At 56.5% G+C, this 21,234-nt stretch carries 21 protein-coding genes; 12 read left to right on the top strand and 9 right to left on the bottom strand.

Annotated features, from left to right (window positions below; genetic code table 11):
• Window positions 1-163 precede the first annotated feature (163 nt).
• The 5 genes from C5F52_RS06630 to C5F52_RS06610 are packed head-to-tail and all read left to right on the top strand — an operon-like array spanning window position 164 to window position 7,917.
• Window positions 164-1,735: a type I restriction-modification system subunit M gene (locus tag C5F52_RS06630; protein WP_104797536.1), complete on the top strand. Its 1,572-nt coding sequence runs from the start codon at window positions 164-166 to the stop codon at window positions 1,733-1,735.
• Window positions 1,732-2,925 (top strand): restriction endonuclease subunit S, encoded by a 1,194-nt coding sequence (locus C5F52_RS06625; RefSeq protein ID WP_104797535.1) that lies wholly within the window; start codon window positions 1,732-1,734, stop codon window positions 2,923-2,925. The genes C5F52_RS06630 and C5F52_RS06625 overlap by 4 nt, the downstream gene beginning before the upstream one ends.
• Window positions 2,922-3,788, top strand: a complete 867-nt coding sequence (locus C5F52_RS06620) for a BRO family protein (protein WP_104797534.1) — start codon at window positions 2,922-2,924, stop codon at window positions 3,786-3,788. The genes C5F52_RS06625 and C5F52_RS06620 overlap by 4 nt, the downstream gene beginning before the upstream one ends.
• Window positions 3,785-4,822 (top strand): virulence RhuM family protein, encoded by a 1,038-nt coding sequence (locus tag C5F52_RS06615; RefSeq protein ID WP_104797533.1) that lies wholly within the window; start codon window positions 3,785-3,787, stop codon window positions 4,820-4,822. The genes C5F52_RS06620 and C5F52_RS06615 overlap by 4 nt, the downstream gene beginning before the upstream one ends.
• Complete coding sequence (locus tag C5F52_RS06610; RefSeq protein WP_104797532.1) at window positions 4,819-7,917, top strand: type I restriction endonuclease subunit R; 3,099 nt, start codon at window positions 4,819-4,821, stop codon at window positions 7,915-7,917. Before C5F52_RS06615 ends, C5F52_RS06610 begins: the two co-directional genes overlap by 4 nt.
• A gap of 86 nt (window positions 7,918-8,003) precedes the next feature.
• On the opposite strand, the gene C5F52_RS06605 is transcribed toward C5F52_RS06610, so the two are convergent.
• Window positions 8,004-8,927 (bottom strand): hypothetical protein, encoded by a 924-nt coding sequence (locus C5F52_RS06605; RefSeq protein WP_104797531.1) that lies wholly within the window; start codon window positions 8,925-8,927, stop codon window positions 8,004-8,006.
• 122 nt (window positions 8,928-9,049) lie between these two features.
• On the opposite strand from C5F52_RS06605, the gene C5F52_RS06600 reads away from it, so the two are divergent.
• Entirely contained in the window at window positions 9,050-9,760 is a 711-nt protein-coding gene (locus C5F52_RS06600; RefSeq protein WP_104797530.1) for a formylglycine-generating enzyme family protein, read from the top strand.
• Window positions 9,761-9,767: 7 nt separating this feature from the next.
• Here the strand turns inward: C5F52_RS06600 and C5F52_RS06595 are convergent, their stop codons facing one another.
• The 8 genes from C5F52_RS06595 to C5F52_RS06560 are packed head-to-tail and all read right to left on the bottom strand — an operon-like array spanning window position 9,768 to window position 15,488.
• Window positions 9,768-10,361, bottom strand: a complete 594-nt coding sequence (locus C5F52_RS06595; protein WP_104797529.1) for a 3'-5' exonuclease — start codon at window positions 10,359-10,361, stop codon at window positions 9,768-9,770.
• A gap of 12 nt (window positions 10,362-10,373) precedes the next feature.
• A complete protein-coding gene (ylqF, locus tag C5F52_RS06590; RefSeq protein ID WP_104797528.1) occupies window positions 10,374-11,312 on the bottom strand; it encodes a ribosome biogenesis GTPase YlqF in 939 nt (312 codons plus the stop codon).
• Between the two features lie 15 nt (window positions 11,313-11,327).
• A complete protein-coding gene (locus C5F52_RS06585) occupies window positions 11,328-12,074 on the bottom strand; it encodes a tRNA-uridine aminocarboxypropyltransferase (protein ID WP_236657756.1) in 747 nt (248 codons plus the stop codon).
• Between the two features lie 51 nt (window positions 12,075-12,125).
• A complete protein-coding gene (locus tag C5F52_RS06580) occupies window positions 12,126-13,328 on the bottom strand; it encodes a hypothetical protein (protein ID WP_104797527.1) in 1,203 nt (400 codons plus the stop codon).
• 11 nt (window positions 13,329-13,339) lie between these two features.
• The gene (locus tag C5F52_RS06575) at window positions 13,340-14,095 is read right to left on the bottom strand and encodes a hypothetical protein (protein WP_104797526.1); all 756 of its coding nucleotides are present in this window, start codon (window positions 14,093-14,095) and stop codon (window positions 13,340-13,342) included.
• 9 nt (window positions 14,096-14,104) lie between these two features.
• Window positions 14,105-14,665 carry a hypothetical protein gene (locus tag C5F52_RS06570; protein ID WP_104797525.1) on the bottom strand — a complete coding sequence of 187 codons (561 nt, stop codon included), beginning with the start codon at window positions 14,663-14,665 and terminating at the stop codon, window positions 14,105-14,107.
• Window positions 14,666-14,670: 5 nt separating this feature from the next.
• Complete coding sequence (locus C5F52_RS06565) at window positions 14,671-14,955, bottom strand: DnaJ domain-containing protein (protein ID WP_104797524.1); 285 nt, start codon at window positions 14,953-14,955, stop codon at window positions 14,671-14,673.
• A 17-nt stretch (window positions 14,956-14,972) separates the two neighbouring features.
• The gene (locus C5F52_RS06560; protein ID WP_104797839.1) at window positions 14,973-15,488 is read right to left on the bottom strand and encodes a GNAT family N-acetyltransferase; all 516 of its coding nucleotides are present in this window, start codon (window positions 15,486-15,488) and stop codon (window positions 14,973-14,975) included.
• A 133-nt stretch (window positions 15,489-15,621) separates the two neighbouring features.
• Here C5F52_RS06560 and C5F52_RS06555 point away from each other — a divergent pair, with 133 nt between their 5' ends.
• The 6 genes from C5F52_RS06555 (at window position 15,622) to C5F52_RS06530 (ending at window position 21,141) form a co-directional block, all read left to right on the top strand.
• Complete coding sequence (locus C5F52_RS06555) at window positions 15,622-16,590, top strand: tRNA-dihydrouridine synthase (protein WP_104797523.1); 969 nt, start codon at window positions 15,622-15,624, stop codon at window positions 16,588-16,590.
• A complete protein-coding gene (locus C5F52_RS06550) occupies window positions 16,587-17,093 on the top strand; it encodes a hypothetical protein (RefSeq protein WP_104797522.1) in 507 nt (168 codons plus the stop codon). Before C5F52_RS06555 ends, C5F52_RS06550 begins: the two co-directional genes overlap by 4 nt.
• Window positions 17,094-17,186: 93 nt before the next feature.
• A complete protein-coding gene (locus C5F52_RS06545) occupies window positions 17,187-19,256 on the top strand; it encodes an ATP-dependent DNA helicase RecQ (RefSeq protein WP_236657755.1) in 2,070 nt (689 codons plus the stop codon).
• A gap of 56 nt (window positions 19,257-19,312) precedes the next feature.
• Entirely contained in the window at window positions 19,313-19,543 is a 231-nt protein-coding gene (locus tag C5F52_RS06540) for an antitoxin (RefSeq protein WP_104797521.1), read from the top strand.
• 2 nt (window positions 19,544-19,545) lie between these two features.
• Entirely contained in the window at window positions 19,546-19,962 is a 417-nt protein-coding gene (locus C5F52_RS06535) for a type II toxin-antitoxin system VapC family toxin (RefSeq protein ID WP_104797520.1), read from the top strand.
• 3 nt (window positions 19,963-19,965) lie between these two features.
• Window positions 19,966-21,141: a YbfB/YjiJ family MFS transporter gene (locus C5F52_RS06530; protein WP_104797519.1), complete on the top strand. Its 1,176-nt coding sequence runs from the start codon at window positions 19,966-19,968 to the stop codon at window positions 21,139-21,141.
• The last annotated feature ends 93 nt before the right edge of the window (window positions 21,142-21,234 follow it).

Genomic DNA, 21,234 nt, shown 5'->3' with positions numbered 1-21,234 from the left:
CGCTTCGCGCTGCAAATAAAGAAGCCGCCAACCTGAAAGGGTTGGCGGCTTTTTACGTTCTGCAAAGTTCACTGTCTTGGCTGTGTGAAATCGCCTCTGAATATGAGTGTTTTCCAATTACTTAGAAGCGACAATATCGGCTGCTAAGAAGAGGAACATAAGAATGACCAGCCAACAACAACGCGCCGCACTGCAAAGCCAAATCTGGAAAATTGCCAACGACGTACGCGGAGCAGTAGACGGCTGGGATTTCAAGCAGTATGTGTTGGGCACCTTGTTCTACCGCTTCATCAGCGAAAACTTTGCCAGCTACATCGAAGCGGGTGACGACAGCATCAACTACGCAGAGCTGGCCGATAGCGTGATCACCGCAGACATCAAAGACGATGCCGTCAAGACCAAGGGCTATTTCATCTATCCCAGTCAGCTGTTTGCCAAAGTGGTTGCCAGTGTCAACACCAACGAAAGCTTAAACACCGATTTAGCCGCTATCTTTACCGCCATTGAAAGCTCGGCCAATGGCTATCCGTCCGAAAAAGACATCAAAGGTCTGTTTGCCGACTTCGACACCACCAGCAACCGCCTGGGCAACACCGTCAAAGACAAAAACACCCGCCTGGCCGCTGTGCTCAAGGGCGTGGCCGAGCTGGACTTTGGCGACTTTGGCGGCAGCGATTTCGAGACCCACCAGATCGACCTGTTTGGTGATGCCTACGAATTCCTCATTTCCAACTACGCAGCCAACGCGGGCAAATCGGGCGGTGAATTTTTCACGCCCCAGCATGTGTCCAAGCTGATTGCCCAGCTGGCAATGCACAAACAAACCAGCGTCAACAAAATTTACGACCCAGCCTGCGGCTCGGGATCGCTGCTGCTGCAAGCCAAAAAACACTTTGACCAGCATTTGATTCAAGACGGTTTTTGGGGGCAAGAGCTCAACCACACCACTTACAACTTGGCGCGCATGAACATGTTCTTGCACAACGTCAACTATGACAAGTTCAACATCCAGCTGGGTGACACCCTTACCCAGCCGCACTTTGGTGACGACAAACCGTTTGACGCCATCGTCTCCAACCCACCGTACTCGGTGAAGTGGATCGGCAGCGACGACCCCACCCTCATCAACGACGACCGCTTTGCCCCCGCTGGCGTGCTGGCCCCCAAGAGCAAGGCCGACTTTGCCTTTGTGTTGCACGCGCTCAGCTACCTCTCCAGCAAGGGCCGCGCCGCCATCGTCTGCTTTCCGGGTATCTTTTACCGGGGTGGTGCAGAGCAAAAAATCCGCCAATACCTGGTGGACAACAACCATGTGGAAACCGTCATCTCGCTGGCGCCCAACCTGTTTTTCGGCACCACCATTGCCGTGACCATTCTGGTGCTGTCCAAACACAAGGCAGACACTACCACCCAGTTCATCGATGCCAGTGCGTTGTTCAAGAAAGAAACCAACAACAACACGCTGCTGGACGTGCACGTCGACCAAATCATGGCCGTGTTTGACAGCAAGGCCAACGTGGACCACTTTGCCCGCTCGGTCAGCCACGCCGACATTGCCGCCAACGACTACAACCTGTCGGTCAGCAGCTACGTGGAGGCCAAAGACACCCGCGAAGTGGTGAACATTGCCCAGCTCAACGCTCAGCTCAAAACCACCGTCGCCAAGATCGACCAGCTGCGCAAAGACATTGACGCCATCGTGGCTGAGATTGAAGGCGAGGAGCAAGGGGCATGAGCGGCGAGGATTTTTTGGACAAGCTTCTAGCTGGTGTGGCGGTGGTGTGGATGCCGCTGGGGCAAGTTGGCGAATTCATTCGTGGCAATGGAATGCAGAAAAAGGATTTCGTTGAAGCCGGATTCCCAGCAATTCACTATGGCCAGATCTACACGCGCTATGGCCTTGCCGCAAATACTGCATTTACTTGTGTAGAAGAGGGATTAGCCAAACGGCTAAGAAAAGCGAAAAATAATGACCTCTTATTAGCAACCACCTCTGAAAATGATGAAGACGTAGTGAAGCCACTTGCATGGCTTGGGAACGAAGTCGCTATTTCTGGTGACATGATGCTTTTTAAGCACAAGCAAAACGTCAAGTACTTAGCCCATTATTTGCAAACGAACGAATTTCAAGAGCAGAAACGTAAATACATAACAGGCGCAAAGGTACGCAGAGTTTCAAGTGGCGATCTGTCAAAGATTACCGTTCCCGTCCCCTGCCCAGACAACCCCAAAAAATCGCTTGAAATCCAAGCCGAAATTGTCCGCATCCTGGACGCCTTCACCCAGCTGACCACCGAGCTGACCGCCGAGCTGACCGCCCGTAAAAAACAATACAAGCACTACCGCGACCAGTTGTTGAGTTTTGCAGATGGGGTGGTGGAGTGGAAGACGTTGGGGGAGGTGGCAAAAATCGGCACAGGTAGTCACGACACACAGGATGCTGTCGATGATGGTACTTACGTTTTTTATGCACGTGGTCGCGAACCTTTACGGCTAAACAGTTTTGACTTTGACGAAACTGCAATCATCACAGCCGGTGACGGTGCAGGGGTTGGAAAAGTCTTTCATTACGCCCAAGGGAAATATGCTCTGCACCAACGCGCGTATCGCATCGTTCCAAGTGAGGTTATGGAGCCAAGATTTGTGTATCACTGCATGGCATCGCATTTTTACGCGTACATTCAAAAAGCGTCTGTCAGTTCTTCTGTCACTTCGCTTCGTCGGCCGATGTTTTTGGACTTTCCGATTCCTGTTCCACCTATTGCCGAGCAAGCCCGCATCGTCGCGATCCTCGACAAATTCGATGCGCTGACGAACTCCCTCACCGAAGGCTTGCCCCGCGAAATCGAACTGCGCCAGAAGCAATACGCGCACTACCGCGATTTGCTGTTGAGCTTTCCCAAACCGCAAGAGGTGATGGCATGAGCGATGCAGACAGGAAAGTCAAACTGTTTGAGTCGCAGCTGATTCGCAACGAGTGGGATGCGGAAGCTGAGAAATGGTGGTTTTCGGTGGTCGACGTTGTGGCGGTGCTGACCGATCAGTCCGACTTCACGCGGGCGCGCAAGTACTGGAGCGTGCTCAAAGTTCGCCTGAAAAACGAAGGCAGTCAGTTGGCTACAAACTGTAGTCAACTGAAATTGCCCGCCGCCGATGGTAAAAAATACCTGACCGATGTGGCCGACACTGAGCAAATTTTGCGGCTCATCCAGTCCATCCCCAGCAAGCGGGCCGAACCCTTCAAGCTCTGGCTGGCCGAAGTGGGCAGCCAGCGCCTGGACCAGTTGCAAGACCCAGAGCTGTCCATCGAGCAAGCGATGCTCGACTACAAGCGCCTGGGCTACACCGACAACTGGATCAACCAGCGGCTCAAGAGCATCGAGATCCGCAAAGAGTTGACCGACGAGTGGAAAAAGCACGGCTTGCAAGAGGGGCCGCAATTCGCTTTCTTGACCGACGTGATTTACAAAACCTGGGCCGACAAAACCGCCAAGGAATACAAGCAGCACAAGGGCCTGAAGAAAGAAAACCTGCGCGACAACATGACCAACAAAGAGTTGATCATGAGCATGCTGGCCGAGCTGTCGACCAAAGAAATTTCAGAAGCCGTGCAGCCGCAAACGCTGGACGAGCACGAATCCGTGGCCAAGCGCGGTGGCGGCGTGGCCCGGCAGGCGCGGCTGAAGCTGGAAGCCGAAACGGGCAAAAAGCTGGTCAGCCCGCAAAACGCCAAGCAGTTGCAGGCCTTGGGGCAGAACCCCAGCCCCAAAACAAGGGGCAAAGCATGAAGAAGCTCACTACCCGCGACCAAACCACCGAGTTTTTGCTCTACACCGCGCCCAATGGGGGCATCAAGGTGGAGGTGCTGCTCAGCAACGAAACCATTTGGCTGACCCAAAAGCGCATGGCCGAGTTGTTTGGCGTGGGGGTGCCAGCCATTTCTAAACACCTGAAAAACATCTTTGACAGTGGTGAACTGGTGGAAGAAGTGGTTATTTCCATTTTGGAAACAACCAGTGAGCACGGTGCTGTGGCTGGACTGACGCAGACGCAGCAGGTCAAGTATTACAACCTCGACGCCGTCATCTCGGTGGGCTACCGCGTCAATTCGGCACAGGCCACGCAGTTCCGCATTTGGGCCACCCAGCTGATCAAGGAATACATCATCAAGGGCTTTGCCATGGATGATGAGCGCCTGAAAAACGGGAGCTTTTTTGGCCAGGATTATTTTCGTGAGCTGCTGGAGCGGGTGCGCTCCATCCGGTCGAGTGAGCGGCGTATTTACCAGCAGATCACCGATATTTTTGCCGAGTGCAGCATCGACTACGACCCCAAGTCAGAGACCACGCGGCTTTTTTACGCCCATGTGCAAGACAAGTTTCACTTCGCAATCACAGGGCAGACGTCGGCAGAGATCATTTCGCGCCAAGCCGATGCCAGCAAGCCGTTGATGGGCTTGAGCACCTTTAAAAATGCACCCGCTGGCCGCGTGCTGAAGTCGGACACGCTGGTGGCCAAAAACTATTTGAGCGAGTCGGATATCAAAAAACTGGAGCGTGCAGTGGCCGCATTTTTTGACTACATCGAACGCATCATCGAGCAGCGCACCAGCTTCACCATGGCGGGTTTTGCCGAGAGCGTGGACAAGTTTTTGGCCTTCAATGAATACCGTGTTCTGGAAGGTTACGGCAGTATCAGCCGTGAGCAGGCTGACCAAATAGCGCTGGCCGAGTATGAAAAATTCAACAAGCAGCAACGCATCGAATCCGATTTCGACCGCCAAGTCAAAAAGCTGTTGCACAAAGGGAGCGCTGACGAGTGAGCGACTACAAAACCATTGCCGAGTCCAAAAATTTTATTGTTTTGGACAAGTACACCAAAGAGTGGCAAGTCAACGAGAGCTACCAGAGCGAGAGCGAGCTAGAGCGTGAGCTGGTTCAAGACCTGCGTCATCAAGGCTACGAATACGTACCCGGCCTCAGCACGCCCGAGGCCTTGCTGGCCAATGTGCGCGTGCAATTACAAGCGCTCAATAACGTGGCGTTTTCAGATGCCGAGTGGCAGCGCTTTGTAGAGAGCTGGCTGGACAAAGCAAGTGATGGCATTGTGGAGAAGACCCGCAAGGTTCACGATGACTACATTCACGACTTTGTGTTTGACGATGGGCGTATTCAAAACATCTATTTGCTGGATAAGAAGAACATTGCTCGCAACAAGTTGCAGGTCATCAAACAGTTTGAGCAAACAGGTAAACATGCCAACCGCTATGACGTGACGATTTTGGTCAACGGTTTACCACTGGTGCAGGTGGAGCTGAAAAAACGCGGGGTGGCGATCCGCGAGGCCTTCAACCAGGTGCACCGTTACAGCAAAGAGAGCTTCAACAGCGCGAACTCACTGTTCAAGTATTTGCAGTTGTTTGTGATTTCCAACGGCACCGACAGCCGCTACTTTGCCAACACCACGCAGCGCAACAAAAACAGTTACGACTTCACCATGAACTGGGCGAAGGCGGACAACAGTTTGATTAAGGACCTGAAGGATTTCACGGCTACCTTTTTTCAGAAGCAGACTTTGCTGAAGGTGTTGCTGCACTATTCGGTGTTTGATGCGAGTGACACCTTGCTGGTCATGCGCCCTTACCAGATTGCCGCTACCGAGCGCATTTTGTGGAAGATTGGTGGCAGCTATCAGGCTAAAAATTGGAGTACCACAGAAAGCGGCGGCTTTATTTGGCACACCACCGGATCGGGCAAGACGCTGACCAGCTTCAAGGCCGCGCGTTTGGCCACCGAGCTGGACTTTGTGGACAAGGTGTTTTTTGTGGTGGACCGCAAGGACCTGGACTACCAGACCATGAAGGAGTACCAGCGCTTTTCACCCGACAGCGTGAACGGCTCTGAGAGTACGACGGGCCTAAAGCGCAATTTGGCAAAGGATGACAACAAGATCATCGTCACTACCATCCAAAAGCTCAATCACTTGATGCGTACTGAGGCCGATCTAGCCATTTACGGCAAGCAGGTGGTGTTTATTTTTGACGAGTGCCACCGCAGCCAGTTTGGCGAAGCGCAGAAGAACCTGAAGAAAAAGTTCAAGAAGTTCTATCAGTTTGGTTTTACGGGTACGCCGATCTTTCCTCAAAACGCTTTGGGCGCAGAGACCACGGCCAGTGTGTTTGGACGAGAGTTGCATTCCTATGTGATTACAGATGCCATTCGCGATGAGAAGGTGCTCAAATTCAAGGTGGACTACAACGACGTACGCCCACAGTTCAAAGCCATTGAAACCGAGCAAGACGAGAAGAAGCTGAGCGCAGCCGAGAACAAACAAGCCTTGCTGCACCCCAAGCGGATTGAGGAAATTTCGCAGTACATCCTGAACAACTTCCGCCGCAAAACCCATCGCTTGCAAACGGGCAGCAAGGGCTTTAATGCCATGTTTGCCGTCAGCAGTGTGGACGCGGCCAAGCTGTATTACGAGACGCTCAAAGACCTGCAAAAGGATAGCGACAAGCCTTTGCGCGTAGCCACTATTTTTTCGTTTGCAGCCAATGAAGAGCAAGAAGCCATTGGCGATATTCAAGACGAGAGCCTGGATGTGTCTGCCCTGAACAGCAGCGCCAAAGAGTTTTTGACCGCCGCCATTGCCGATTACAACGCGCACTTCAAGACCAGCTTCAGTGTGGACAGCAACGGGTTTCAAAACTACTACCGAGACCTGGCCAAGCAGGTGAAGTCGGGTGAAATTGACTTGTTGATCGTGGTGGGTATGTTCCTGACAGGTTTTGATGCGCCAAGGCTCAACACCTTGTTCGTTGACAAAAACCTTCGCTACCACGGCTTAATTCAGGCCTATTCACGCACGAACCGGATCTTTGACGCCACCAAGACCTTTGGCAACATTGTGACTTTCCGAGATCTGGAAAAAGCCACGGTAGACGCCATCACTCTGTTTGGTGACAAGAACACCAAAAACGTGGTGCTGGAGAAAAGCTACAAGGAGTACATGGAAGGCTTCACCGACGTTGTGACGGGTGAGGCGCGACGCGGCTTCGTTGAGGTGGTGGGTGAGTTGGAGCAGCGCTTTCCAGACCCTGCGGCCATCGAAAAAGAGGCCGATAAAAAAGCCTTTGCCAAACTGTTTGGCGAATATTTGCGCATTGAAAACGTGCTGCAAAACTTTGATGAATTTGCCAGCCTGCGCGCCGCGCAAAGCTTGGACGTGCGAGACGCGACAGCTGTCGAGGCCTTCAAGGCGCAGCATGGTTTGACAGACAACGAGCTGACTGCCATGCAGGGCGTGAACATCCCTAGCGAGCGAGCGCTTCAGGATTACCGCTCGACCTACAACGATATTCGAGATTGGCTACGCCGCGAGCGAGAAGGCAAGCAACCCGAGCAGTCCAGCGTCGATTGGGACGATGTGGTGTTTGAGGTTGACCTGTTGAAGTCGCAAGAGATCAATCTTGATTTCATTTTGGAGTTGATCTTTGACAACAACAAAAAGGTCAAGGACAAAGTGGCGCTGGTTGAAGATGTTCGTCGTTTGATTCGATCTAGCTTAGGTAATCGAGCCAAAGAAAGCTTGCTGGTTGACTTCATCAACCAGTCGGACTTAGACAAGATGGGCGACAAGGCTGGCGTGATTGAAGCTTTCTTTGCTTTTGCGCAAGCAGAGCAACAACGCGAAGCACAAGAGCTGATTAGCTCTGAGAGCCTGAATGCAGAAGCGGCCAAGCGTTACATCACTAACTCTTTAAAGCGTGAGTACGCCAGTGACAATGGAACAGAGCTCAATGCCATCTTGCCCAAGATGAGCCCGCTTAATCCGCAATATCTCACTAAAAAGCAAAGCGTATTTCAGAAAATCGCTGCCTTTGTAGAGAAGTTCAAAGGCGTGGGTGGGCAGGTCTAAGTTTGCTAATCACCGCATTTCATGCGGTGATTAAGCTCTGTATTCACCGCATTCTGTGCGGTGATTAGGCCGCGTATTCACCGCACTCAATGCGCCCCGAGGTAACACCCCTCAGCCCGCTCCCCATCCACTTCATCACCTTCTTCGCTGCACAGCGCAGCAATCAAGGCAAGGTCTGCCACTTGGCCAGGTAGCAGCAGCTCTTCATTGGTCCAGCGCTTGACCAAGTGGCCATTGGCCACGCCGCCGGTGTGCGGGGCTTGGTAGGCGCGGCGGTGTTGCATGGTGATTCCGCTGTTGGCGTTGGCAATGAAGCGGCTTTCGCCCAAGGCCCAAGGTTCAAAGTAGGCATTGGCTGCGGCATCCACTTGGCGAAAGTAGCTGCGTGCGCCTTCGGCGTTGAGCTTCTTGCGCACGGTGCGCGTGATGAGGCCTTGCAAGTGGTCTAGCGCGGCATAGTCCATCTGGTCCAAGGCTTCTGGGCTCATGTCTTGTGTGGCCAGTGCGGCTATTTTGGCCAATTCGGCGGGTAACTCGGCGGCTAAGACTTGCACCATGGCTTTGACCACATCGTGATGGGGCGCTACAGCGGTGGCCACGCCGCGTGTTTGCGGCTGGATGGGGCAGCGAATTTCCACAAACCGCGGCTTGACGGGGCCGGTGCAGCCGTCGTGGTGGTAGTACTCGCCTTGGCTCAGCCGCCCTTTGCTAGAGCGCCCGCGCACGTCGCGGTAGGTGGGGTGTTGGGTGTGCACGTTCAGGCACACCACCAGGCCCGTGGCATCGACCAGCTTGTAAAAGGCTTCGCGCCATTCAGGCAATAGCAGTTTGTCGTGCAGGTAGTCGGTGGGGGCTTGTGCCTCATGGCCCTTAAAGTCTTTTTCCTCGCCTTCAATCACCAACACAAAGGGCTTGGGCCTGCGCACGCGCCACTGGCAGTTGGCAAATTCCAGCACCGAGCTGGTTTGTTCAGATGGAGTGGCGGCGCTGTGGCCCGAAGGGGTGGACATGGTGAAGTGGGGTAGAGGCTAGGCCCGAACAACGAGCGAGTGATGTGCCAATTTTAGGGCTTAGCCTCAGGGCATCTTGACCACGTGCTGCGCAACAAGGGCAGCTTGTTTAGACTCGATGCATGACTATCAAACACGCTTTATCGGCCCTCTTGTTCGTTACATCTGCCGCGTACGCGCAGGTGCGAATGGATGAGGGGCGCGTGGTGCTGCCAAGCTTTGCGATAGATCGAACCGAGGTGACCATCGCGCAGTTTGAGCGTTATGTGCATGCCACGGGCACGGTGACGCGGGCCGAGAAAGAAGGCGGTGGTTTTGAGTACGGGGCAGGTTGGGAGCGCCGCCCCGGCTGGAGCTGGCGAAAGCCCGATGGGCAGACGACCCGAGCCGATATGCCTGCGGTGCATTTAGATTTTGCCGAGGCACAGGCTTATTGCCGCTGGGCGGGTGGCCGTTTGCCCACGGGGGCCGAGTGGCAAACAGCAGGCTTTACCGAGCTGCGCGATGCACCACCTGCACCGTGGACCAAAGGCCGCACTTACCCGTGGGCCACAGGCGACAGCCCGCAAGGCGCGAACACCAGCGACCCCGACCCATGGCCGCGTGCCGCCCCCGCAGGCGCGACACGCCAAGGCGTGAATGGCTTGTATGACATGGGCGCAAATGTGTGGGAATGGACCACCGACAGCACAGACGCCACAGGCCGCGAACGCAGAACGGTGGGTGGCTCTTGGTGGTACGGCGCGTTCAACATGAAAGCCGATGTGAAGGCGTTTAAGCCTGCAGATTTTTATGCGGTCTACATCGGGTTTCGATGTGTGTATGACCGCTGAAGGTGCTTTACAGCTGCAACGCTTCCCACACGCGATACGCCGCATACGCATCGTTGGCGGCGTAAACCAGCTGTGATTCGCTCAAGCGCAGATTGGCCCAGTTGCTGGTGGCTGCTTTTTTTGATTTTTGAAAACGCTGGTTAAACAGCACAGCCACTGCGCCCTTGACGCCCATTTCTTTGCGGTAGCCCTGGGCTTTGAAAATGGTGTTGAGCTCCAAGATGCCCGCAGGCTCGACGCCAAATTTTTGGATGATGCGTTTGCGGTCGTCGCCCAAACCAAAGCCTGCTTTGGCAATGCCTTCGCGCGCTAACAAGTCGGCAGCCACAGCTCTGCACTCGGGGTCGTGTAGCTGAAACACCCAAGCGCGTTCGCCCGTGGAAAGCTGCAACACATGCGGGCCGTCAGACGCTTCGCCCACGCGAAAGGTGGGCTTTGATTCAGTGTCAAAGCCCCAAGCGGGTGATGTGATCAACGCATCGTGAGCCTGTTGCGCTTGTTTGCCGGTGTTGACCAAGGTGATGCGGTCAAGCCCCAAACGAGGAAACTCTGGAAGCAGGGCGATGGCTTCTTTGTCGGGGGTGTCGCGGCGTTGTGTCATGTGTGGCTGATCTCAACGCTTCTTAGATTTGAACGCCGTTTTCTTGTTTTTCTCAATCGCCTCTTTGCGCACGGCACGTTCGGCATCAGCAATCTTGCCTTCGGCCAGCCACGCAGCAAATTCTTCTGGCGTTTCTAGTGTGACGCGGCCCAGCGCAGCGGTGCGGAAATCGTGGATGACGATGTGCGCGGCTTTGGTAGTGTTGATGCGGCCGCCGCTTTGAACTGCGCCGCGCTTGCGGCCAATGGCTTCGAGCATTTCTTCGTCGGTGTGGCTGGCCACGTCGTCGATGTTGTAGCGCTGCTTGAGCTCGTTGGGGTAGTGCGGAATGAGGTAGTTGAGCAGCTCAAGCGCAACGGTTTCTTCGTCAAACGCGTTCACGCCAATCGCGCCGCTGGCGGCTAGGTTGAAGCCGCTTTGCTCGACGATGATGCGCGGCCACAGCACGCCCGGTGTGTCGTACAAATAAAAATCATCGGCCAAGGCAATGCGTTGCTCGGTTTTGGTGATACCGGCTTCGTCGCCCGTTTTGGTGGCGCGCTTGCCTTTGAGGGTGTTGATGAGGGTGGACTTGCCCACGTTGGGAATGCCGCAAATGAGCACGCGCATGGGCTTGACCATGCCGCCACGGTTGGGGGCGAGTTGCTGGCAGTTGTCGATCAGCGCTTTGGCGGGTGACGACATGCTGGTGTCGAGGCCAATGGCACGCACGCCGGGCATGGCGTTGTAGTGGGCCAGCCACATCGCGGTGCGAGCTGGGTCAGCCAAGTCTTGCTTGCTCAGCACCTTGAGTGCAGGCTTTGTTTTGATGAGTTCGGCCAGCATCGGGTTGGCGCTAGAGCCGGGCAAACGGGCGTCAAGCATTTCGATGACAACGTCAATCTCTTTGATGCGCTCCCCAATCGCTTTGCGCGTGAGGTGCATGTGTCCGGGGAACCATTGAATAGCCATAGTCTTGATTGTCGTTCACGCGGAGTGGGTGGCTGTCTGCAATCGCAGATGCACGTCATCCGTTAAATCGACGGGGAGTTGTTGCTTGGCTTTGATGTAGTGCTCGGTGAACACTTCAAAGTAGGCGTTGAGGGCTTCGGCAGCTTGGGTGTCGTTAGCCAGTGCCAAACACATCGCACCCACTTCGGCGGTGCACAGGTGCGCTTCGCTTTGGGCGCGGCGCAGTTTGTAGCGTGAGAGTTGTTCGGGCTGCAGGCTAAGCACGGGGAAGTTTTGCAGGTAGGGGCTTTTGCGAAACATCTTGCGGGCTTCGTCCCATGTGCCGTCGAGCAACATGAACAAGGGCCGCTTCACAGGTTGCGTGTTGGCGTTGTGCGTCACCTCATGCACCACGCGTGTGTCATCAGCAAATTCAGCAGGGAAGACCACATAGGGTTGCCATTGTGGGTCGTTCAACAGAGCCAACAACGCAGGGTCAACTTCGGTACGCGCCCAACCAAAGGCAAAGGTGTCGGCTACCACATCGGCAATCAGCCAACCGGTGTTGCTGGGTTTGAGCGGCTCGATGTCGGCCATGAGCAAACACATGCCTGCGCGTGTGGGCACGTTGGGGCGAAGCGCGCAGATGCAGTGGGTGGGCACCAAGCGGCAGCCAGCGCAGCGTTCGCCTTTGGGGCCGCCACGAGCTAGAAAGGGTTTGACGCTGCGGGCTAGGCGCGAGGCGCGAAGGCGAGAAACCGCGTGGGGCAAGTAGACGGACACGACTGGGGAAGTTGACGGCTGGAGCGGTGGCTATTGCTGGGCAGCGAAAGCTTATTCAGACACATTGCACTCGCGGCGCAAGAGCGACAGTGCATCGTGTAATTTGTAATCATGGTCGCTCTCTAAAGTGACGAGCGCATCGTCGATGAACGACTCCCACATGTCGATGTAATCGTCTTGATGCTCAGCCGGTGCATTGGCCTGGATGAATTCGGTGGCCAGTTCAGTCTTTAAACCTGATTTACGAATTTTGCGAATCAGCGTGGCAGCCGTTTTTTCGGTCAACAGCGTTTTGCCTGTGCTACCCGTAGCAATGCACAAGAAGAGGGTGAGCAACGAGCTGTCGTCGCTGTGGCCGCCTGTGGCTTTGGTCCACGCGGCAGAGGTTTGGCGGTCAAAGTGGTCGACCTCGGACAAACCGTCTTCCACCCAAAAGTAGCGGCCTACAAAAGCTGGTGTTTGGTTGAAGAGCTTTTGGCATGTGATGGCACTGTCCAAAATTTTGGTCAAGTCGGCTTCGACGCTTTCTCGCACTTGCTCGACTGCGGCTTTGAACTCAGCAGGCAAGTTTTTAGGCGCGGCCAAGTTGATGGCTTTAGTCGCGCTGGGTTTGCGCAGCGTGGCGATGATTTTTTGAAAGACCACCCAGTCTGGCATTTCTTTGTGCTTGGTGGCGGCTGCCAAGAGAGCGGTGCGAATGACGGCTTCGGCATCGCAGCCGGCTTCTTCTAAATCGTCGGCGTGCAGGCCCAGCTCGTCGGCCATCCAAATGGCAGCATCGATGACGTGGGCCACTTGTTGGCGCTTGGCCAGCTCGGCTTGGTATTCGGCCAAATTGCACAGCGACCACTTGGCCAATTGCGGGATGTGTTTGTCGCTGAAGCCACCATGCTCGTTCATGCCAAAGTGCGTGTTTTGCGGCATGACGATGAGGGCTTTGAGCATGTCTGATGCCGCCTTCGAGCGTGACATGAACGAATGCTCGCGCAAGTGCACTGCCGCTTTGCGCAAATCGCCGCCGCTATGAATTTGCAGGGTGAGGCTGACCATGTTGACGATGCGGTCCTTGGCTTTTTCAAGCTCGGGGCGCAAGAACTCGCTGCCAAAGTAACGCGCAATTTGCACCATGCCTTTTGGGGCATCGGTTTGGATGGCGTCTAGCTTGGCTTGGTCCAACACGCCGTGTTGCACGCCATAAGCGACGGCCTTTTCAAAGAAAGGGCGGTCATCAAAAAGGGCAACAGATTGCGTCATGGTCTGTAGGCTTAGATAGCTGATTCTTCGTCAGAGTCACGCGCAGCAGGTGTGGCTTGGCCGCGGTCGGTGGCGCTGGTTTCGACCTTGCCATCGTCCTCTTCCTCGTCTTCTTCCGACAGGCCTGCATCGTGGGCGCGTGCTTTGGCGCGCAGCACCAAGAGCATTTCGATGAAGAGGTCTGGAATTTTGTGGCGCAAGATCCAAGCGAGTTGCATCCAGTCTTGGTCGGCCACTTCGTCTTCTTCGACGCGTGGCTTCACATAGGCCGAGCCGAGTAGGGCGCTTTCGGTCAGCATGTCGCCATCGTCTTCCATGGTGTCGAATGTGCCGGTGCGCGCAAAGGCTTCAATGCGGCTCCACTTTTCGCTGAAGTAGTCGGCCAGCGCTTCTGCGCCGCCTTCTAGGTCGCCAATGGCGGTGAGGAACTCAACCGTGTCTGCGTCTTCGCGGAAGATGATGGAGTTCATCATGCCGCGCAGGTGGGTGCGGGTGAGGTCTTTGTATTGTTTTTCAATCACTACGGCACGGGCAAATTGCTCGGGCGTGACCAGCAGGTTGATGACCGATTCTTTAGACGTGTCGTACTCACGAATAACAGCCAAGATGTCTTTGGGAGGCAGCTGCTCCAGCACCACCATCAGTGCTTGATCGCCTTCGGCATCGGCCAGCTCGACCAACGCAGCCTCTGCGCCGGTGATGTCACCTGCGGCGATGAGGCTTTGCGTTTTGGTAATCAGTGCGATGGCGTTTGTTTTGTCGGTCATGACGTTTCCTTATTCTTTGCTGTCGAAGCCTTGTTCGACCATCCACGCGTTGCCTGCTTCTTCGCGTTCACGGGCTTCGCGCTCTTCGTCATCCTCGGCTTGGTCGCCGCGCTCGACGTTTTGCAAATCTTCATCGGCATCGGCGTCGTTTGACTGTGCACCACCGTGTAATCCAGCTCGCATTGGCGTGCCATGCATGTATTCGAGTGCAGCGGCCACGGTCATGAACCAAGCGCCTACTGGCTCGGCCAAAATTTTGTCGACGATTGGTTTTGCCCAGGGTGCAATGCGCACGCCTTCAGACACGGCATCCCAGCTCAGCAAATCATCCGCATCGCGTGTGATGAAGTGGGCCATCAATTCGGGCTCATGAAACTCAAACGCTTGGTGCAAGACCACGGCCACCATCTCGGGGCTGAGGTCCATCATTTGCAACAAGAAGTCCAACTCTTTACGCTTTTCAGCCAAGCGCTTGTCGAGGATGTAGTGGCCTTCGGAGTCAGAGTTGAGGTCGTCCAACTCGGCTTGGTAGGCAGAGCGCAGCTCTTGGAAGAATGGGGAAATGCTCATGGTCTTTATGTCCGGTTCAGCACTTGCTGAAAGTAGCCTTGCCAAATTTCACGGGCCGTTTGTGCGGGGTCGTCCAACAAGTTGCGGCGACGGTTGTCGTCATAGGCTTTGCGTTTGTCGTCGTCTGACAACACGTCGTAGGCCTCTTGCACTTCGCGAAAACGCGCAGGGGCATCGGGGTCGCTGTTGCGGTCCGGATGAAACTGCGAGGCTTTTTGGCGAAAGGCTTTTTTGATGTCCGCCAGCGTGGCATCGCTTTTGAGCCCCAGGGCAGCGTAGTGTTCAGACACGTGAAACTCTTGTTGAATTACAGAGCTTGCTTGAGACGAATCTCTTCCACCTTGACGGGGCCCATGGGCACGGTCTTGGCGCTGGACATTTCGCGTTTGAAGCCTGCCAACTCATGAAAGCGCATGGCGCGGTCGTTGGCGATGGGCACCCAGATGGACACATGGGTGCAGCCTTCTTCTTGCAGGCCTTCGCGTGCGGCATCCCATAAAGCCAGGCCCACGCCTTGGCCCCAATAGGCGGCATCCACATAGATGTCCCAAATTTCGCCAAGGGTGTTGGGTGTGCCTTTGTCGCGTGAGCGGTCGTAGCCCACAAAGCCCACAATCTTGCTGCCGTCAACGGCCACTTGGACTTGGGGTTCGGCGTATTCAATGGCTTCGCGCCAGTAAACGGTGTTTTTTTCTTCTGGCACAGGTAGCACTTTGGCGCCTGTTTGCATGGTTTTGAAAGCTTCTTTGGCGGTGGCTGCGTACAGCTCGGCGATTTTGGCAGCGTCGCGCATGGTGGCGGGACGCACTTCAACAGTTGTCAATTCGGACATGGAAAGGGGGAATTTCGGTTAACAGATAAGACCGCTATTGTCCCAGTAAATCCACCCTCGGCTAAGACTTAGGTAGAGTAGTGCCTTCGCTGCTTGCAGCCTTCTTTTTCAAACTCCCGAACCCATGCTCATTCTTGCCCCGATGGAGGGCTTGCTCGACTTTGTGCTGCGCGACGTGCTGACCCGCATCGGCGGGGTGGACCGCTGCGTGTCCGAGTTCATCCGCGTCACCAACACCTTGCTGCCCGAGCGCACTTTTTTGCGCATCGTGCCCGAGCTGACCAATGGCGGCCGTACTTTTGCGGGTGTGCCTGTGCGCCCTCAGTTATTGGGGTCAGACCCCCAATGTTTGGCTGACAACGCCGCGCGTGTGGCGGGCATGGGCTGTGATGGGGTTGACCTGAATTTTGGCTGCCCCGCCAAACAAGTGAACCGCCACGGCGGTGGCTCGGTGCTGCTGCAAGACCCTGAGGTGCTGTACCAAATTGTGCGAGCCGTCCGCGCGGCTGTACCTGCCCACCAAGTGGTGTCGGCCAAGATGCGTTTGGGCTTTAACGACGACAGCACGGCGGAAGAATGTGCTTTGGCGCTAGAGGCGGGTGGTGCAAGCGAGATCGTGGTGCACGCACGCACCAAGGCAGATGCCTACCGACCACCGGCGTATTGGCACCGCATTGCCGACATCAAAGCGAAGGTGAAAACACCCTTGGTGGCGAATGGCGAAATTTGGAATGTGCAAGACGCCATCAACGCGCGTGCTGAATCAGGCTGCTTTGATTTGATGCTGGGCCGCGGCATCGTGACCAACCCAGGTTTGGGCTGGGACATACAAGTGCACGACGCAGCTGAGAATGGTTTGGCCGCACCTTCTGCGCAAGTGCGCTGGCAGGACCTGCCGCCGCACCTGCACACGTTTTGGCAAATCGTGTCGGGCCATGTGAGCGAGCGTCACCAAGCGGGACGTTTGAAGCAGTGGCTCAACTTTTTGCGCAAGCACTACCCCGAGGCCGAGGCTGCCTACCAACATGTACGCACCTTGACCAGCCCCAAAGACATCAATGCTTGGTTTGACGCCATGCCGACACATCAATGACCGACGACACCACCCAAGACGCCATCGACGACAACGCCTTCGCGCAAGAGCCGCGCCTGTGGCAAAACGAAACGTGGACGGCCAAGGTCATCAAAAACGACGATGACGACGGCTGGGCTGTGGCCATGTTCAAAGACGGCGAATCCGAAGCCGCGCTGATTGGCCCATGGACGATGGGTCGCGACAAAAAGAACCCCAAGCCGCTGGATGGCAACGCCTTCATCACCTTGGTCAAAACCGCCTCAGAGTTTGTGCGCCGCAGCGAGCAGCAGTTGCACGCCACGCTGCACCAGGCCGTCACGGTCAACGGCCAAACAGGTCGCGTGACCGTGCTGCTAGACATCGTGCCCGATGACGACAACCCCTACGCCACACTGAGCGCGCAAGACGAGGGCGGCGACACGCTGGCCGAGGTGCGTGTGGACGCGGGCTACAAGCTCAACCGCAATACGGCACAGGCTTGGGTGGATGCGGGGTTTGAGATGACGAAGGGGCGTGGTTGATCCCACGCATGACTCGGTGTCTTGAAAGCTGGTGTTTCAAGTTGCGTGAGCTTTGCTCGTGCCGCAGCCTTGTGGGTTTCGCAGAATGACGGCATGAAACCTACATCTACTTACCCCCGCGAATTCGCCGAGCAACACATGCACACCATCCTGGCCCGCTTGGCCGGTCCGGGTGCGGTGCCCCGTGCCGACCAAGTGGACGCGGTGCACGCCGTGCTGCAACCGGCGTCCCGTGTGCTGGTGGTGCAGGCCACGGGTTGGGGCAAGTCGGCGGTGTATTGGGCGGCCACGCACGCGATACGCAGCACGGGCGCTGGCCCCACGCTGGTGGTCTCGCCCCTGTTGGCGCTGATGCGCGACCAGGTCAGCGCCGCCGAGCGTGCGGGCTTGAAGGCAGCTACCGTGAACTCCACCAACATCGATGACTGGGACGATGTGTTCCAACGGCTGGACGAGGACACCATCGACGTGCTGCTGGTCTCGCCTGAACGGCTGGGCAACCCGCGTTTTGCGGCGCGGCTGGGCGCTTTGCTGGCCCGGGTGGGCTTGATCGTGATCGACGAGGCGCATTGCATCAGCGATTGGGGTTTTGACTTCAGGCCTGATTACCAGCGCTTGGCGCGGGCGCTTTTGTCTACGCCGACCGCCAGCGTGCTGGCCACCACGGCCACGGCCAACGAGCGCGTGACCTTGGACATTGGCAAGCAGTTGGGCGCGGACACGGTGACCTTTCGCGGCACGCTGGCCCGCACCTCGCTCACGCTGTCGGTGGTGCCGGGTTTGTCGCCCTTGCAGCGCTACGCCTGGATCGCCGATGCCTTGGCGCAGTTGCCGGGCTCGGGCATTGTGTATGTGCTGACGGTGGCCGAGGCCGAGCGGCTCACCGCGTTTTTGCGCAGCTGCGGCCATGCGGTCGATGCTTACAGCGGTCAGACCGACGCCGATACGCGCCTCAAAGTGGAAGATCGTTTGCGCCACAACCAGGTCAAAGCGGTGGTGGCCACCTCAGCGCTGGGCATGGGCTACGACAAGCCGGATTTGGGCTTTTGTGTGCATGTGGGCTCGCCCTCGACCCCGGTGGCCTACTACCAGCAGGTGGGGCGGGCAGGGCGCGCCGTGGCGCATGCCGAAGGGGTGTTGCTGCCGTCGGACGCCGACGAACGGATTTGGGATTACTTCGCCACCGCGTCAATCCCGGATGCGGCCACGGCCGCCAAGGTGTTGCAAAGTCTGGGAAACGACGGGCGCAGTTTGCTGGAGATCGAAGCCGATACGGGCGTGCGCCGAGGGCGGCTGGAAGCGCTGCTCAAAATCTTGGCGGTGGAGGGCGTGGTGGACAAAGAAGGCCCCACTTGGCGCGCCACGGGTGTGCCGTATGAACACGACACGGCCAAATGGACGGCGCTGGCGCAAGTGCGCCAGCAAGAGGCCGGCATCATGCGCCAATACGCCCAGGGTGCGGGCTGCCTGATGGCGTATTTGCAAACCGCGCTGGACGACCCGTCGCCCGAGCCTTGCGGGCGCTGCTCGGTGTGCACCGGGCATTTGCCGTTTCCGGGCCTCATGCCTTCACAAGACAAACTGATCGCTGCGCGTGACTTCTTGCGCGGCATGGACGTGGACATCGAACCGCGCAAACGCTGGCCGAGTGGGGTGGGGCGTAAGGGCGCGATTCGCGGCTTTGACGCGGGCCGAGCTGTGGCTTTTGCCGATGATCCGGGTTGGGTGGTCGAGTTGCAGGCTTTGCGTATGGCTGCCCCGGGCGATGTACCCACCGATTTGTTGGCAGGGGCCGTGGCCACTCTTGGGCGCTGGGCCAAAACCTGGCCCGCCCGTCCGGTGTGTGTTGTGCCGATGCCAGCGCACAACATGGCGTCCAACCGCGCCCTAGCTGCGCACATTGCTCAAAAAGGTCGTTTGCCGTTGCACGATGTATTTAGCTGGGCTGGTGGAATGCCCCCTGATGACGCAGCCTCCACGCTTGTAGTGGCTCATTTAGAGTCAGTGATGAGGCTTGCAACAGATGTCGCGCTATCTGATGGCACCGTGCTTCTCGTGGCTACCCATGTGCGAACTCGTTGGGCTTCAACGCTTGCGGCGGCGCTCTTACGTGAGCAAGGTGTCAACCAGGTACTTTTGTTGGCTTTGCATTTGCAGCCTTGAACAAATGATGCTGGGTGTATATACTTGATGTAAATACATTTATATCGGGAGCTTTGATGACATATGCCCGTGTTTTTCAGTCTGGCAACAGCCAAGCTGTGCGTTTACCTAAAGAGTTTCGATTTGACACAGATCAGGTCGAAATATTTCGACAGGGCAGTGACATTGTGCTGCGCCAAGTGCCTACCAACGCGGGCGCCGTGTTCGATTTACTAAGTAGCTTGCCCGCAGACTTTATGGCCGATGGCCGCCAAGACGCACCGCCTCAAGAGCGCGAGGCGCTTTGAAGATGGCCGTGCAGCTAAATCGCTATCTCTTAGATACCAATATTTGCATTTACATCGCTAAGGGACAGCCGCTGGCTGTGCGCCATCGGTTTGAGTCGCACACGCTTCAAGAGTTGGCCATGTCTACGATCACGGTGGGTGAATTGCGGTTTGGTGCAGAAAAAAGTCAGTCTCGTGATCGTGCGTTAGCGACTATTGCGCAATTGGTTCAAATGATCCAGCCGTGTGCCTTACCCATGGCGGCGGCTGAACATTACGGTCATGTGCGAGCCTCCTTACAGCAGCAGGGCATGCCAATTGGAAATAACGATCTTTGGTTAGCCGCTCATGCTCTAGCCGAAGGTTGGACTTTGGTGACGAACAACACGCGTGAGTTCAGCCGAGTGCAGGGGTTACGCGTTGAAAACTGGGTTGAGTAATGCATGCCACCTGCAAGTCTTAAAACACACCTCCACCCTTGGCAAGTCCTCACAGGCGGCATTTGCGGTTTGGTGTTGACCATTGGCTTGGCGCGTTTTGCATATACGCCGTTGCTACCAAGCCTGCAAATTCAAACCGGATTAACCGACGCTGCCGCAGGCGGCTTGGCCGCCATCAACTATGCGGGCTACATGAGCGGTGCTTTGGCTGCTACGTGGATTGACGATGTGCGCTGGCGGCATTGGCTGTACAGCGCTGGCTTGTGGATGGCCTTGGTCACGGTGGCGGCGATGGCGCTGACCACTTGGATGCCTGCATGGGCCTTGATTCGCTACATCGGTGGTTTGTGTGGCGCAACTGGCATGTTGCTGGGCTCCGGATTGATTTTGGGTTGGCTGATGCGGCAGGGGCGCCGGCCTGAGTTGGGTTTGTATTTCATTGGCTTGGGGCTGGGCATTGTGGTGTCGGCGCTGGGTGCTTGGGGCTTGTCGCAGGTGTGGCCCACATGGTCGGACCAGTGGTTGGTGTTTGCTGCGCTGGGCTTGGTATTTTTTGTGCCCGCTTGGAAGTGGCGTCCGCCTGTGCCAACGCAGGTAGTGGTGGCGCATGACGCGGTGGCGGGTGGTTTGGGTTCTCGCCGCTGGACGTGGACCATGCTCGCCAGTTACTTTGCAGCAGGTTGGGGCTTTGTGATCAGCGCCACCTTCACAGTAGCCATCGTGGAGCGCGAGCCAGCTCTCGCAGGCCAAGGCCCGTTGGCTTGGGCGATGGTGGGGTTGGCGGCCATGCCCGCAGTGTTCATCTGGGATTTGGTCGCGCGGCGCGTGGGCGACAAGCGGGCATTGCTGTTGGCGTTTGGTTTGCAAACGCTTTCGGTCATGTTGCCTGCGATGTCGGGCGAGTTGTGGGCTGCGCTTGCAGGGGCTGTAGGCTATGGCGCAACGTTCATTGGCATTGTGAGCATGACACTGGCCTTGGTGGGCCGCAGAGCACCCAACAACCCAGGCAAAGCCATGGCCAAGCTCACGCTCAGCTACGGCGCCGCGCAAATGCTGGCCCCTGTGGTGGCGGGTTACATGGCTCAGACCACGGGCACGTTCAAAGGTGCGTTGTGGCTGACCGCTGGGGTGATGGCCGCAGGCATGGCCCTGTTGGCGACTTTGCCCAAAGACGACTGAAAGCACAGCATTTCGCAAAGGATTTGAGCGAAAACCCCAGCCTGTGACGGGGTAGCTCAGGCCTCACAATAGGGCGTTAGCTCTAGGGCGCCC

The organism is Limnohabitans sp. TS-CS-82, assembly GCF_002943475.1.
The sequence above is the reverse complement of the archived record's forward strand: the minus strand, read 5'-3'. Positions and strand labels throughout refer to the sequence as shown.